The sequence below is a fragment of the Lewinellaceae bacterium genome, from assembly GCA_020636135.1.
In the GTDB taxonomy this organism is placed as follows: Bacteria; Bacteroidota; Bacteroidia; order Chitinophagales; family Saprospiraceae; genus JAGQXC01.
In genome coordinates this window covers 2605662-2620040 of sequence record JACJYK010000001.1, presented here as the reverse complement: position 1 = coordinate 2620040, position 14379 = coordinate 2605662, and the positions used below count along the sequence as shown (strand labels likewise).

The 14379-nt window shown below is 49.1% G+C and carries 10 protein-coding genes; 4 read left to right on the top strand and 6 right to left on the bottom strand.

Going from position 1 to position 14379, the window contains the following annotated elements; translation table 11 throughout:
• Window positions 1–76 precede the first annotated feature (76 nt).
• Window positions 77–1456 carry a sulfatase gene (locus H6570_10050; protein MCB9319614.1) on the top strand — a complete coding sequence of 460 codons (1380 nt, stop codon included), beginning with the start codon at window positions 77–79 and terminating at the stop codon, window positions 1454–1456.
• A gap of 298 nt (window positions 1457–1754) precedes the next feature.
• Here H6570_10050 and H6570_10045 read toward each other — a convergent pair whose 3' ends face one another.
• The 3 genes from H6570_10045 to H6570_10035 form a co-directional block, all read right to left on the bottom strand.
• Window positions 1755–2507 carry a zinc-dependent peptidase gene (locus tag H6570_10045; protein ID MCB9319613.1) on the bottom strand — a complete coding sequence of 251 codons (753 nt, stop codon included), beginning with the start codon at window positions 2505–2507 and terminating at the stop codon, window positions 1755–1757.
• A gap of 41 nt (window positions 2508–2548) precedes the next feature.
• The gene (gene uxuA / locus H6570_10040; protein ID MCB9319612.1) at window positions 2549–3733 is read right to left on the bottom strand and encodes a mannonate dehydratase; all 1185 of its coding nucleotides are present in this window, start codon (window positions 3731–3733) and stop codon (window positions 2549–2551) included.
• Window positions 3734–3794: 61 nt separating this feature from the next.
• Window positions 3795–4595, bottom strand: a complete 801-nt coding sequence (locus H6570_10035; protein MCB9319611.1) for a hypothetical protein — start codon at window positions 4593–4595, stop codon at window positions 3795–3797.
• A gap of 217 nt (window positions 4596–4812) precedes the next feature.
• Between H6570_10035 and H6570_10030 the strand changes: the two genes are divergently transcribed.
• Together H6570_10030 and trpS are read left to right on the top strand one after the other, a co-directional pair.
• Window positions 4813–6999, top strand: a complete 2187-nt coding sequence (locus H6570_10030; GenBank protein ID MCB9319610.1) for a glycoside hydrolase family 3 C-terminal domain-containing protein — start codon at window positions 4813–4815, stop codon at window positions 6997–6999.
• Window positions 7000–7175: 176 nt separating this feature from the next.
• Window positions 7176–8255: a tryptophan--tRNA ligase gene (trpS, locus tag H6570_10025; GenBank protein ID MCB9319609.1), complete on the top strand. Its 1080-nt coding sequence runs from the start codon at window positions 7176–7178 to the stop codon at window positions 8253–8255.
• A 54-nt stretch (window positions 8256–8309) separates the two neighbouring features.
• On the opposite strand, the gene H6570_10020 is transcribed toward trpS, so the two are convergent.
• The 3 genes from H6570_10020 to H6570_10010 form a co-directional block, all read right to left on the bottom strand.
• Complete coding sequence (locus H6570_10020; GenBank protein MCB9319608.1) at window positions 8310–9422, bottom strand: alanine--glyoxylate aminotransferase family protein; 1113 nt, start codon at window positions 9420–9422, stop codon at window positions 8310–8312.
• A gap of 44 nt (window positions 9423–9466) precedes the next feature.
• On the bottom strand, window positions 9467–12295 hold the full coding sequence (locus H6570_10015; protein ID MCB9319607.1) for an FAD-binding oxidoreductase: 2829 nt from the start codon (window positions 12293–12295) through the stop codon (window positions 9467–9469).
• Between the two features lie 84 nt (window positions 12296–12379).
• A complete protein-coding gene (locus H6570_10010) occupies window positions 12380–12658 on the bottom strand; it encodes a cold shock domain-containing protein (GenBank protein MCB9319606.1) in 279 nt (92 codons plus the stop codon).
• A 574-nt stretch (window positions 12659–13232) separates the two neighbouring features.
• Here H6570_10010 and H6570_10005 point away from each other — a divergent pair.
• Entirely contained in the window at window positions 13233–14354 is a 1122-nt protein-coding gene (locus H6570_10005) for a hypothetical protein (GenBank protein MCB9319605.1), read from the top strand.
• Window positions 14355–14379: the final 25 nt, after the last annotated feature.

The window sequence follows — 14379 nt, the reverse complement described above, 5'->3', positions numbered from 1 at the left end:
AACTTTCTATATGCTTTTTCTCTTCAATCCGGTTTGTGTTGCCTCATTCAGGAGTTGGCTTCCCTGTCTTTGCGGAATGGCATTTCTTGGCTTTTCCTGTCATCCGGCAGTCAAAAATGATAAACCAAATATCGTCCTGATTGTGGCGGATGATCTCGGCTGGAAAGATGTGGGTTTTATGGGGTCTGGATATTATGAGACGCCAAATCTGGATGCGTTGAGTGAACGGAGCACCTGGTTTACCCAGGCCTATGCCGGTGCATCCAACTGTGCACCCAGCCGGGCTTGCCTGTTAACCGGCCTCAATACGCCGAGACATGGAATCTATACAGTCAGCCCGTCAGAAAGGGGAGACCGTCGGGCGCGGCAATTGATTCCTGCCTCAAATACCATGGTACTGCATGACAGTTTTACCACCATCGCGGAAGTATTGCATCAATCCGGATACCAGACATGTTCGATAGGCAAATGGCACATTGGGGCCGATCCGCGCAGTCAGGGTTTTGATATTAATATTGGAGGTACATCTGCCGGACACCCTAAAAGCTACTATAGTCCGTATGCTAATGCTGCGTTGTCTGACGGGCCTACTGGCGAATACCTCACAGACCGACTGACGGATGAAGCGATCCGGTTTATCCGGAGTGATAAACAGAAACCTTTTTTCCTATACCTGCCTTATTTTGCCATTCACACACCCCTGCAGGGACCTGAGGATCTTGTGGAGCACTACCGGGATAAGCCGCCATCAGATGGTCAGGGATCAAATGCGGATTATGCGGCGATGGTCACCCGGTTGGACTGGAATATCGGGCGCATACTCCGGATACTGGAAAGCCTGGATCCAGGATCTAACACGCTTGTGATCGTCACTTCCGACAACGGAGGAATTTCCTACCTCTCCCGCCAGTGGCCTTTACGGGCTGGTAAAGGAAGCTATTACGAGGGAGGTGTCCGTGTGCCACTAATCTTTTATTGGCCCGGGAAAATTCCGGCGGGAATGGTTGTCAACACCCCGGTAAGCCAGCTGGATCTCTTTTCTACCATCCTGGATCTGGCAGGGATTGCACCGATACCCCAAACGGATGGATTATCATTGGGCAAATTGCTGTTGGAAGATAAGCCATTATCAGACCGTGCGCTTTATTGGCATTTTCCGGTTTATCTGGAGGCGTACAAGGTAGGGGATGACGAGAGCCGGGATCCATTGTTCCGGACCAGGCCTGGCACTACGATGAGATACCACAACTGGAAGCTGCATTATTTTATGGAAGACCAACAATACGAGTTGTATGATTTGTCAGCAGATCCCGGTGAAAAAATCAATCTCGATTCCCGGCAATTACCCGTCGAGGATACCTTAAGGTCTATGATGACTGCTTGGTGGCAGGAGACGGGTGCCCCGATTCCGGCAACTCCAAATCCGGATTTTGATCCTTCCTTTGAAATACATTAAAGGATTAACTGCCGGACGGTTCCTGATGCCAGTTGATAGTTCATCTTTAGACCCACCTGGTGCGATCAGATGTTCCGGACAATATTAAGAAAGTCGGGAATGGAGTTAATTCAGATCAGCTGGTATGATGCATCCAGTTCATGACAACATAGACAATGATCATGGCCACCCCCAGGGTAACGGTTCCCATAAAATACCAGTAGAAGAATTTGTTTTTGTTTTCGGTAGATTCGGTCATATTACAGTCTTTTCGGAAAAAGACCACAAATCAATTCCAGGTCATCCTGCAGCCTGAAAATTATTTTTGAGTGTCAGCAGAAGACAGGTTGAAGATGCCCTCCAGCATCTGGAAAAGTTCCGGGTGTTCGGTAGCGAAACGGTGAGGCTGCTGGAAAAAATAGGTGCCGGCAACCGCGAAAAACTCAGTTTGATTGGTAGCGCCGTAGGGCGGAATATCTGATTTTCCTGCGTGTATGGCTTCAATTTCCCGGTAGATCAATTGCATCCAGGGCACCACGTATTGCTTCTGCAGGAAATATTCGGGCACCCCATCGGTGGCCCCGTCTGCTTTATCAATTAGATGGATAAACTCATGAATACCGGTGTTCGTAAGACCTTCCTGTTCAAACCCTCGGTGTAAAGATGGGCGGGAAAAAATGATCTTGCGATTCATGGGACCCCAGCCTACCATGCCTAGTACAGCACGGTCTTTACCTTCCGTACCATAATCCTCCTCGCGAAAGGAGTTTGGATAAATCAGTACTTCATCGAGATTGGGATAACTGGTCCATTTCGGAAAATGAAAAACCGGAATCACGCTACTGGCAGCTACCAGAAGGCGATCGTCATCATTGATTTCAGTGCCAACACCGGTGATCTGTACGTTTTGAAGAAAGGTCTGGATCCGTTGTTCGAACTGCAATCTGTCCCCGGAAGAAAGTTGCTGATAAAATTTCACCTCTTTCAGTAAAAATTCCCTCCACATGGGAGGAAACGGCCGGATAGCAGGAGCTTTTGGCTTTTTAAACAATAGGTACCAGAACAGGACCAATCCAATCATCAGCCCGAAGATCAAAATCAACCCGGTAGCATTCATAAGGATTGGGTGGCTTTTAACAAGTGCTGGATGCCCGCTTCGACACCGCGGATTTCGGCCAACCCTCTTAATCTACCGATGGCACTGTAGCCAGGATAGGTCTTTTTATCCAGGTCGTCCAGCATCTGATGGCCATGATCGGGGCGCACCGGTATGGATTGTTTGCGCCGCTGCATTTCCAGGGTCATCTGTAAGATCACTTCCGGTAAATTGGTATCGCCCTCCAGGTGATTCGCCTCATAAAAATGTTCGCTGGAATCCCGTCTGGTATTACGGAGGTGCAAGAAATAAACCCTATCTGCATAGCGTGCCGCCATGCCTGACACATCGTTGTCCGGCCGCGCTCCGTAAGACCCGGTACAAAAACAAAGACCGTTTGACAGAGCGGGAACCGCAGTTATCAGGTCGGCAATATCCTGCTCGGTACTCATGATCCGCGGCAGTCCAAGCACAGAAAATGGCGGATCGTCGGGATGGATTGCCAAGACTACGCCAGCTTCTTCTGCAGTGGGCGTTACCTCCTCTAAAAATTCAAATAAGTGACTCTTAAGGTCATCCGGACCAATGTGGCGGTATTGATTTAACGCGGTAAGAACTTCTTCCTTTGTAAAGGATTCTTCACTGCCGGGCAATCCCTGCAGGATGGTATTGTAGAGCTCTTGCTTAGCTTGGTCACCTAATTGGTCAAAATAGACTTTGGCCATCGCGATATGGGACGGAGAGTACTCCTGTGCGGCATTTGGCCGCTCCAGCATAAAAAGATCAAAGGCAATCAATGCCTCCAGCTCAAAGCGCAATGCCCGGCTGCCATCTTCGACCACATACTCCAGATTGGTTCGTACCCAGTCCAGGATCGGCATAAAGTTGTATGTGACGACAGGGACCCCGCAGGAACCCAGATTACGGAGGCTTTCCCGGTAATTGGCTATGTATTGCCGGTAATTCCCACTCCTTTTTTTAATATCTTCATGAACAGGCAAACTCTCTACGACCGACCAATTCATACCTGCTGATTCAATCTCTGCCTGCCGGGACCGGATCTCATCCACCGTCCACACCACACCTACCGGTAAATGATGCAGGGCGGTCACTATTCCGGTACATCCTGCCTGCCGGATATCACGCAACGATACCGGATCATTCGGCCCGAACCAGCGCATGGTCTGTTCCATTCCAATCATGTACAACTTAATTTTGACCTGAAAATAAGCGATTTCCGGACTTATCCTTCAGCCGGCGGATTTATTCTTTAGCCATAAAGTAAGCATCAAACAACAGCAGTTGTTGGTTGATCTGCAGCAAGGCATATTCACCCTGCTCTTTGGTTTCCGATTGTTCCAGGTAGGCGATTTTTGTTTCCAGGACACTTTGGAAATTCCTGTATACCGTATTGTTATCAAAAGCGCTCATTGAGGTGGACGGCATTTTGCTTCGGATGGCTTGTGCTATTATCGGATAATCCTCCAGGCTGTTTTCTGACTTCAGGCTATTGACATAAGCCTGGAGTTGTCTTACTCTGGCGAAAAGTTCGTTCGGTATGATCCATTTTGCCCCTTCGTTCAGATGCAGATCCATAGTCTCGTCCAGTTGTTTAAATTGATCCTGATAGTCGGGAAGGCTTGCACTGGCTTGCGGATGACTCTGTTGATAATGGGCCTCAAACCAATCCGGCTGGTCCAGCCTGTTGTCAAATATAAAGGCCGCGATCTCTGCAATTGCCGCGCCCTCTATGGGCTGTTTCGGCATGATCTGGAACCTGCGGACAGCGCCGAACATGAGGGCTTTCTCATGGTCCGGATACAGTACGAAGGAGGTCATTTGCTGTATAAATGTATCCCGGACCGGATACTCTGTCTGATAGCGACGCTTTACCGCTTCCAGCGGAGGGGCAATCAGGCTTTCTTCCGGTAAGTTTTGGCTGGTATGGCAGACAACACAATACCGGTTTACGTTTTCAGCGGCTGTCGATTGGGTTTCTATGCCATTTGATGTCTGGTTACATCCAAGAATCAATAAGAATAGGCTAAAGATCAATAGGGGCATTCTGAAATTATTTGCATGGAGCATGATCAGCTTTTATGTTTTGATGCAGCGAATTACCGCATGTCACAGGACTTCATTAGTGAATTAGATCACCGGTGAGACTGATTAAGGTTTTCTTTTATTAAAAAAGTGCCTGGTAACTTTTCAAACCACTTTTGAATCAATAATTTACTTTCCAACACCATTTTGGGAAGATCCGCCAATTAAAATACCTGATATGAAGCTTAAGAATATTTTACCAGCATGTATGGTGATCGGTTTTACCGGCTGGTGTATGGCACAGTCCCCGGATTATCTGGACACCAGGCTGAGTTATGAACGGCGCGCTGCGGATTTGGTCAGCCGCATGACCCTGGAAGAAAAAGCCGACCAGATGATGCATTCAGCGCCGGCCATTCCTCGGCTGGGATTGCCTGCCTACAACTGGTGGAATGAAGCACTGCATGGGATAGCACGGTCCGGAACTGCGACCATATTCCCTCAGGCCATCGGATTGGGTGCGACATTTGACCCCAGCCTGATCTACCGGGTGGCGGACGCCATTTCCGATGAGGCTCGCGCCATGTACCAGGCGGCGATCAATCAGGGATACCATGAACAGTATGGTGGCCTTACTTTCTGGTCTCCCAATGTCAATATATTCCGGGACCCTCGCTGGGGGCGGGGCCAGGAGACGTATGGTGAAGATCCGTTCCTTACCAGTCAGTTGGGTGCAGCATTTGTCCGGGGCATGCAGGGCGACGATCCGCATTACCTGAAAACCGCAGCGTGTGCAAAACATTTCGTAGTCCACAGCGGCCCGGAAAAATTGCGTCACGAATTTGATGCGGTAGTATCGGAGAAGGATCTGAATGAAACCTATTTGCCTGCCTTTCATAGCCTGGTCAATGCAGGCGTGGAAGCAGTGATGTGCGCCTACAATGCCACCGATGGCGAACCTTGTTGCGCAAACCACCGCGTGCTTCAGGATATATTGGTTAAGTCCTGGGGTTTTAAGGGACATATTTTGAGTGATTGCTGGGCAATCGCTGATTTTTACAGCCGCACCGGCCATCATTTCTCCGCCGATGCTGCTGAAGCCTCTGCCGAAGCAGTAAAAAACGGCGTTGTTCTGAATTGTGGCAACTCTTATGGTTCACTCGTGGATGCCGTCAAGCGTGGCCTGATAACGGAAAAGGAGATTGATGAGGCACTGAGTCACCTGATGGTAACCCGGTTTAAACTGGGTATGTTTGATGCGGATGATGATAATCCCTATGCGCACATAGGTCCTGAGGTGATCAATAGTTCATCTCACCGGGAACTGGCGCGGGAGACTGCGGAGAAAGGGATTGTTCTCCTTAAGAATAATGGTGTCCTGCCTTTGAGAAATGATTTGCCCAAGTATTTCATTACGGGTCCCAATGCCGCCAATATAGATGCTCTGATCGGCAACTATTACGGAGTCAATCCGGAAATGGTCACCTTTCTGGAAGGGATATCCGCAGCCATTGCTCCAGGGAGTCAGCTTCAATACCGGACGGGTATTCTGCTCGACCGGCCGAATACGAATCCTGCCGACTGGACCACCGGAAATGCCGCCGGCAGTGATGCCAATTTTGCCGTTCTGGGGATCACCGGCGCCCTCGAAGGTGAAGAGGGTGCGGCCATCGCTTCCGACCATGCCGGTGATATGCTCGAATACATCATTCCTCCACACCAGATCGAATTCCTCCGGAAGCTGAAGCAAGGTCACAATAAACCTGTTATCGCCATCATCACCGGGGGGTGCCCGCTCAATCTGACCGAGGTGCAGGAAATTGCCGATGCTGTTATCATGGCCTGGTATCCCGGTGAAGAGGGCGGACATGCTGTTGCTGATATCCTTTTTGGCAAGGTTTCGCCTTCCGGAAGACTGCCGGTAACATTTCCTAAGAGCCTGGATCAGCTGCCGCCCTATGAGGATTATAACATGACCGGCCGGACCTATCGCTACATGGAAGCGGAGCCTTTGTATCCGTTCGGCTTTGGATTGAGTTACACCACTTTTGAGTACAGTAACCTTAAATTATCTGCATCGGAGATTATGGCCAATGGATCCACGGTGGCTTCGGTTGTCGTAAGGAATAGTGGCTCCTACGCATCCGATGAAGTGGTGCAGTTGTACATTCACGATGTTGCCGGATCGGCGCCGACACCGCTGTTTTCATTGAAAGGGGTAAAACGGATACACCTAAAACCCGGTGAAGAAACAACGGTCGAGTTTACCATCGGGCCTGAGCAACTGGCCTTAGTACTGAACGATGGCAGCCAAAAGGTGGAATCCGGTGACTTTAAGGTATATCTGGGAGGATCGTTGCCTACCCCCCGTTCCCGGGAGTTGGGCATGCCAGGATGGCAGGAAGTAACCCTGAAGGTGAAATGAGGTTAGAATGGGGATAAAGGGAAAAGGAGAAAGGATAAAGGACAAAGGACAAAGGAGAAAGGATAAAGGATAAAGGGAAAAGGAATCCCAAAGACCTCAATGCTTCATAACTATACGCTGATACAGCCAGGGGCATTGAAGATGGGATGAGGGAGGAATTTCGTTACCTTTGCCGGATGGAGCATGCTAAGAAAAGGATCCTGACCGGAGACCGCCCAACCGGGAAATTGCATTTGGGTCATTACGTGGGCACCCTGGAAAATCGTGTGCGACTGCATCGGGCCTATGAGTGTTTTTTCATCATTGCCGACCTGCACATGCTGACCACTAAAAATAGCAAGGAGGACATTCAGAAAACGGCTGAAAATGCCCGGCACCTGGTACTGGATAACATCGCAGCAGGTATTGACCCTGATCTGGCAACTTTCTATCTGCAGTCGGCAATCCCGGAAGTAGCGGAAATGAACACCCTGTTTCAAAATCTTATCTCTGTACCTCGGCTTGAACGGATCCCCAGTCTGAAAGAAATGGCCCGCGATACCGGCAAATCCGAAATGCCGTACGGCCTGCTGGGCTATCCGGTGCTGCAATCGGCTGATATCCTGTGTGTCAAAGGTGAGCTTGTACCCGTGGGAAAGGATAATGCAGCCCATGTGGAAGTAACCCGGGAGATCGCCCGTCGCTTCAATCACCTCTATGGAGAGGTATTTCCGATACCGGAGGTACTGGTGGGTGATGTGCCTACCCTGGTAGGGACAGACGGAGGTGCCAAGATGAGCAAATCACTGAATAACACCATCTATTTGTCAGATGACAGCAAATCGGTTGATAAGAAAGTCATGGGTATGTTCACCGATCCGAATCGGATCCGGGCTGACATCCCCGGTAGGATAGAAGGGAATCCCGTGTTTATTTACCACGATATATTCAATCCCGACAAAGCAGAAATTCAGAACCTGAAAGAACGTTACCAGCAGGGAACGGTTGGCGATGTGGAAGTAAAAGAAAAGCTGGCAAGGGCGCTAAATGCCTTTCTGGATCCTATCCGGGAACGCAGGGCTCATTTCGAACAACAGAAAGGGTTTGTCGACGAGGTCATTTATGATGGCACACAAAAAGTTCGAAAGGAAGTTCAGAAGACTTTGTATGAAATGCGGAAAGCAATGGGGTTTGTCACAGCCTGGAGAAGTATCGAGCGCAAAGCTACCGACCGGATAAAAACACATTCTTCATCCGCAAGCGATACAACCCTTTAGCCCCGCTTATTACAGACCACCAAGTAATGGTGTATACCAAGGATCATTAAGCTCTTAAGGAAGCAGATCCTCCAGTGCGCCGATCAGCATATGCACGTGATTGGGTGTACAGCTTTCTCCCATCAGGCCTATCCGCCAGATTTTCCCTGCGAAGGCGCCGAGTCCGCCACCCACCTCAATATTGTATTCATTCAGCAAGCGCTGGCGCATAACAGCTTCATCAACGCCCTCCGGCAGATAAACGGAATTCAGATTTGGAAGCCGGTAATCTTCTTCCACCAGATAGCGGAAGCCCAATGCTTCGAGTTTGGATCTCAGGAGCAGGTGTACCTGGTGATGACGTTCCCAACGGTGTTCAATACCTTCTTCGATCACCAGTGCCAGTGCTTCATGCAATGCGTAAATCGCAGAAACCGGTGCGGTATGGTGGTAGGCGCGGCGTGAGCCTTCCCAGTAGTTTTTAACCATGGTCAGATCCAGAAACCAGGACTGAACCTTGGTTTTGCGGTGATCCAGAACATCGATCGCTGCAGCGGAAAGACTTACGGGTGATAATCCGGGAGGGGCGCTCAGGCACTTTTGTGATCCGGAATACAGGGCATCAATGCCCCATTCATCCATATGCAGTCGTACGCCACCGTAGGAAGTGACTGCGTCAACCACCAATAACGCGCCTACCTCATGGACCAGGTCACTGATTTCCCGGATGGGTTGCAGAGCTCCGGTGGAGGTTTCAGCGTGTACCAGTGCAAGTAGTTTGGGTTTCGGGCAGATCTTCAGTGCCGCCCGCACCTGGTCAGGTTCGGTGATTTTACCCCACTCGGTTTCAACTTTATGGACGGTGGCGCCGCAACGGGATGCTATGTCTGCCATTCTGCCACCGAATACACCATTAATGCAGATGATGCATTCATCGCCGGGTTCCAGCAAATTGACCAGACAGGTCTCCATACCTGCACTGCCTGGAGCTGAAACAACAAAGGTGAGATGATTACGGGTGTATAAGGTGTCCTGGATCATGGTTTTGACCTGATCCATGAGCCGGATAAATTCCGGATCCAGATGTCCGATCAGGGGCCTTGCCATGGCTTGCAAAACACGCGGATGCGCGTCGGATGGTCCGGGACCCATCAATACTCGGGTAGGGGGATTAAAGGTTGTTGACATGTCAATTCTGGCTTAGCAGCACAAATTTAAGGATGAAGATTCGATTATATGGACACCTCATCCAATAGTTTCAATATCGAGGCATAATTTTTACCGACGGCCTCTGACATAGCCATTTCGCAGGTTTTAGATGTTGAATAGCAACCATTGTTATCGGACAGCGACTGTACTTCAGAAGCTTCCAGCCTGGTTGCCGCAGTAGTCAATTCAGGAACTAAAAATCCACGGTCACCGGCCATTCCGCAACAGCCGGCACTAGCTGGGATCAGGCAATTTTCGGCGCAGGCATTTCCAATTTTTTGCAACTTGGAAACCAAGTCCATTTTTACCGCTGAACAGACCGGGTGCAATACAATGCGATTCTTTGGGTGCGTAATTTTTAGCCTGGGCAGCATGAAGTCTGCTGCAAATTCAATGATATCCAAAAATTCCAATGTATCGAATTTTATCTGGTTTTCATCCTGTAGGTAGGGTCGGCAACCCCGGATGGTTTGGGTGCAGCTGGTTACATCCAGCACAATTGGCAATGTTCCCTGTTTCGATGCTTCATACAATCGGTTGATGGTCTTGTTGACCATAATTTCAAATGCCGGTTGGTACCCTTTGGATGAAAAGATCTGACCGCAGCAGGCCCCGTTTATGGGATCCGGATAGATGAGCCCTATCCCGGTTTTGTGACAGACGGATAAAAAATGGTTTAAGAATTCTCCATCCATCATGCGGGTAATGCATGATGAAAAATAGCACACTTCCAGCTGGGTTGTGAAGCCCTGGCCGGAGTCCATGATTTTACCAGATTTAGGTACACTCAGCTCATTGAGCGCGTTCGACCACTGAGGTATCGGTAAATGTCTTTTCCGCATCCAGTGGGTGGTCCGGGTCATCCGGTTTTTGCCCAGAATTTTATTGATGCGCTGCCCGGTTTTGAGCGCCACCCGGGCAGCGGCTTCGGCAATGCTGAAGTTATTGGCGGTCCATTTAGCCAGACTGTTCTGAATAGCCGAATGCTTTTCTCTTCGCAGTTTTTTGATCAGATCACCGGTATTGATATCAACAGGACATTGCGTGGCGCAAAGACCATCCACCGCACAGGTATCCATACCGTCGTATTGAAATGCTTGCTGCAGTTCTTTTGCAGTTTGATGTTGCCCGGTCATCTGAGCCCGTTTGATGGCCCTCCGGATACCAATTCTTCGCCGTGGAGTAAGGGTCAGGTCGCGGCTTGGGCATACATGTTCACAAAAACCACATTCGATGCATCGGTCGACTTCAGGGTCTACCACAGGCATAACCTTCAGGTTATGGATATGGGTCAAGGGATCATCGGAAACGACAATGCCCGGGTTTAGCAGATGCTCCGGGTCGACCAGGTTTTTAAGTTTTTCCATGATGGCATACGCATCCGGACCCCACTCTTTGGGAATGTAAGCGGTGACAGCTCTTCCTGAACTGTGTTCTCCTTTCAAAGAGCCATCGTACTTTTTCAGTACCATGCTGAACAAGTCGTCGTTAAACAGTTCGTAATCAGCAATGTCCTTTTCAGTGGCAAACGACTGGGAGACCACGAAGTGCAGATTACCATCCTTGGCATGTCCGAAGATGATGCCTTGTTCGTAGCCATGTTTTTTAAATAGGGCCTGGATATCGATGACAGCATCTCCTAATCGGTCCACCGGGAAGGTAATATCCTCCAATAGTGCCGAGGTCCCTTTGGCCCGCATGCCGGCAACGGAAGGATACATGCCTTTGCGTATCTTCCAGAGGAGGGCCTGCTCGGCAGGATCACTGGTGAATTGTGGAGCCATGATCAGGGGGAGCTGGGCAAACAGCGGTTCAGCAGCCTGATACTGATCCTTCAGGGCAGCAGGCGTGTTTTGCTGAAACTCACAAAGTATGGCTGAAGCATTTTCTGGTAATTCTTTGAGAAATGGGGGGACTCCGGGCATATTTTCGACCGATCGCAGAGAAGCCCGGTCCATAAATTCCAGGGCTTCAGCACCGGTCGTTTTTAATTCCGCTATGGAAGCACAGGCCGTAGCCGGATGATCAAAATAAAGCATTCCCGTCAGTTTGTGGGGCAGGTCGGGCAGGGTTCTGAGCACTGCCTCAGCAATGAAGGCCAGCGTTCCTTCCCCTCCGATCAGGACATGGGTCAGAATATCAAGAGGATGTTCAAAGTCGAGAAAAGCATTTAGTCCGTACCCTACGGTGTTTTTTTGCTGATACTTTTTTCGGATTCGGTGAACCAGATCGGGTTGGCTCAGGATGCCCTGCTTCAGATGGATGATCCCTTCTGCAATTTCGGAGTCCTCCTGCTCAAAGCGCTCATAATCGCTTTGGATCTCCGTATTGTAAGTATGGCCATTGGGCAGCAGAAAGGTCATGGATTGCAGGGTATGGTAGGAGTTGTTAAGTACCCCGCAGCACATGCCACTGGAATTGTTGGAAAGGATCCCACCCATCATGGCCGCATTGATCGATGCCGGATCCGGTCCGATCTTGCGTCCGAAAGGTCGTAATACGCGGTTGACATGAGCTCCGATCGCTCCGGGCTCTACCCGGACCAAATGGCCATTCTGCTCGGGAATGATCTTCCGCCAATAATTGCTCAGGTCAACCAGGATGCCATCGCTGAGGCCCTGACCGGACAAGCTCGTGCCTCCAGCGCGGAATGTCATAGGCACTTTTAATTGGTGGGAAATCCGGAACAATGACTTCACTTCATCCACCGTAATCGGCTGTACTACTGCTTCCGGAAGAAGGTAAAAGTGGCTGGCGTCGCTGGCATAGGCATACCGGTCGATCAAACGTGTTTTGACCCTCCCGGCAGGTAAAATATTACGTAATTGGAACTCCAGTTCGTTCTTCTTCATCCTTATTCGCTGGATGGTCAAAATAGGGAAAAGGGTTTGAAAAAACGGGTATCAACCTGGGATTAATTCGCAGATAGGAGATTATTATTTCGGCTTGGTGTTGGGTTGTCTGCGCACCTCTATGGCTATTAGGCCCTGATCATTTTTATCCAGCTTAAACTCCACCTGATCCCCCTTGCGGACTTTATCGATCAGGCCGCTATGATGGACATAAATGTCCTTCTTTGATGCATCATCGATGATGAAGCCGAATCCCTTGCGAAAGCTGAAGTACTTCACGATGCCGGTGTGCCCTGTTGAGGAAGTACTGGTGCTGCTACTTTTATTTCCGGTGAAGAGTTGTTTAATCTTGTCGATGAACATACATGGTTTATTTGAAGGTTAAAGTATTCTGGTAATTTGCAGATCATTGCTCGCGTAACACCTGTAATCCCGGCCAACGATTGAGCATGAACACTTGCACACCAGCAAATACCAGGATGACAATTCCCTGGTAATGCTTTATAATGACCAGGACCCGATCAGGGTCAAAGATACCTGATTTGATTTTACCGAGGTTAAGCAAACGATTATTCAATGGTCCACGTACTTTTCGCAGGCTGTACCGGAGGTGTCATAAATGCAAACTTCCCTCGTTTATACAATCGTTAAGGCAAAATGTTCTTCAATACCCCGCTCAAAACAAATTTTTCTGAATTTCATTTAGTCCGGGGTGGGGCAGGATGGGTCGTGTCGAATCGTTTCCCGGACCGGTTGCTGATGGGGTGCTGATAGCCGGCTACTCCACTGCAGCACAGGATGCCTGATAACGATATGGACCTGCTAAGATTCGAAAATACCCTATGCAATGAAATTCGGGACGCGAATTGGGTTCAAATAAACCTTTTGATTAAGCTATATTTATTGCTAATGAATAACCTGATAACCACCGGACTGCATGGCTGAGGAAAACACTGAAATCAAGAAAACCCGCTTGATGTCCCTTGATGCTTTACGCGGCTTTGACATGTTTTGGATCATCGGTGGAGCTGGCATGCTGGTTGCATTGGTAGATTTGCTGGGATTTCCGAAAAGTTGGGTGGATGGATTAGCATTGCAAATGGAGCATGTAACATGGGATGGATTTCATTTCCTGGATTTGATTTTTCCGCTCTTCATTTTTATTTCCGGAGTTACGGTACCATACTCGGTGCTTTCTGATAAAGCGAAAGGAGTGCCGGTCAGCAAATTGCAGATCCGGATAATAAAGCGAACATTCATACTGGTTTTAATTGGACTGAGTTTTAGCCTGTTTAAATTTCAATGGGATGCCATCCGTCTTTACCAGGTCTTATGGCTGATCGGAATGAGTTATCTGATCGGGGCAAGCATCAATCTTCATGTTGAAAGCTGGAAGTATCGACTCCTTATTTTTTTCGGCGTCCTGATTATCTATAATCTGGTCATTTTCTATCTGCCATATCCGGGCAAAGGCGAGGTGATCACTCCGGAAAACAACCTTGCTGCCTGGCTGGACCGCAATTTTATCAAAACCAATCTGGCGGTCGGGGTTTATGATGCGGAAGGTACTATCCGGATTTTTACAGCCGGGATGCTCGGGCTATTGGGTGGTTTGGTCGGGCAGCGGATCAAATCCTTTCGCCAACCAATTCTTCGGTGCAGCATTGAATTAGTGGTAGCAGGCCTGGGCTGTCTGGTGCTCGGGTGGCTGTGGAGTTACATCATTCCCATCATCAAAGGGCTGTGGACGCCATCCTATGTGCTGTGGTCAGCCGGATGGTCGTTGCTTCTTCTGGCCCTTTTCTATACAGTCATAGATGTGTGGAATATGAAATGGTTTGGCTGGTTTTTTGTCCCCATTGGCATGAATGCTATCACGGTTTATGCGGCAAAATGGTATCTTCCCTTAAATGGTAGCCGTGATTTCTTTTTTAAAGGATTTTCCGAACTATTTGAAAATCAGGCCGCACAAAAATTCATTCTTTCGGCAGGCCTGATCCTGATCCAGTGGATTGTACTTTATGTCCTGTACCGTAAGAAGATTTTTATTCGGGTGTGATTTATCAGGAAGTTGAAAGTCTAGC

Coding starts and splice junctions, on each gene's coding strand:
- H6570_10020 (MCB9319608.1), bottom strand. CDS start 9,422: ATGTCAACAACCTTTAATCCCCCTACCCGAGTATTGATGGGTCCCGGA.
- uxuA (MCB9319612.1), bottom strand. CDS start 3,733: ATGATTGGAATGGAACAGACCATGCGCTGGTTCGGGCCGAATGATCCG.
- H6570_10005 (MCB9319605.1), top strand. CDS start 13,233: ATGGCTGAGGAAAACACTGAAATCAAGAAAACCCGCTTGATGTCCCTT.
- H6570_10010 (MCB9319606.1), bottom strand. CDS start 12,658: ATGTTCATCGACAAGATTAAACAACTCTTCACCGGAAATAAAAGTAGC.
- H6570_10050 (MCB9319614.1), top strand. CDS start 77: ATGGCATTTCTTGGCTTTTCCTGTCATCCGGCAGTCAAAAATGATAAA.
- trpS (MCB9319609.1), top strand. CDS start 7,176: ATGGAGCATGCTAAGAAAAGGATCCTGACCGGAGACCGCCCAACCGGG.
- H6570_10030 (MCB9319610.1), top strand. CDS start 4,813: ATGAAGCTTAAGAATATTTTACCAGCATGTATGGTGATCGGTTTTACC.
- H6570_10015 (MCB9319607.1), bottom strand. CDS start 12,295: ATGAAGAAGAACGAACTGGAGTTCCAATTACGTAATATTTTACCTGCC.
- H6570_10035 (MCB9319611.1), bottom strand. CDS start 4,595: ATGCCCCTATTGATCTTTAGCCTATTCTTATTGATTCTTGGATGTAAC.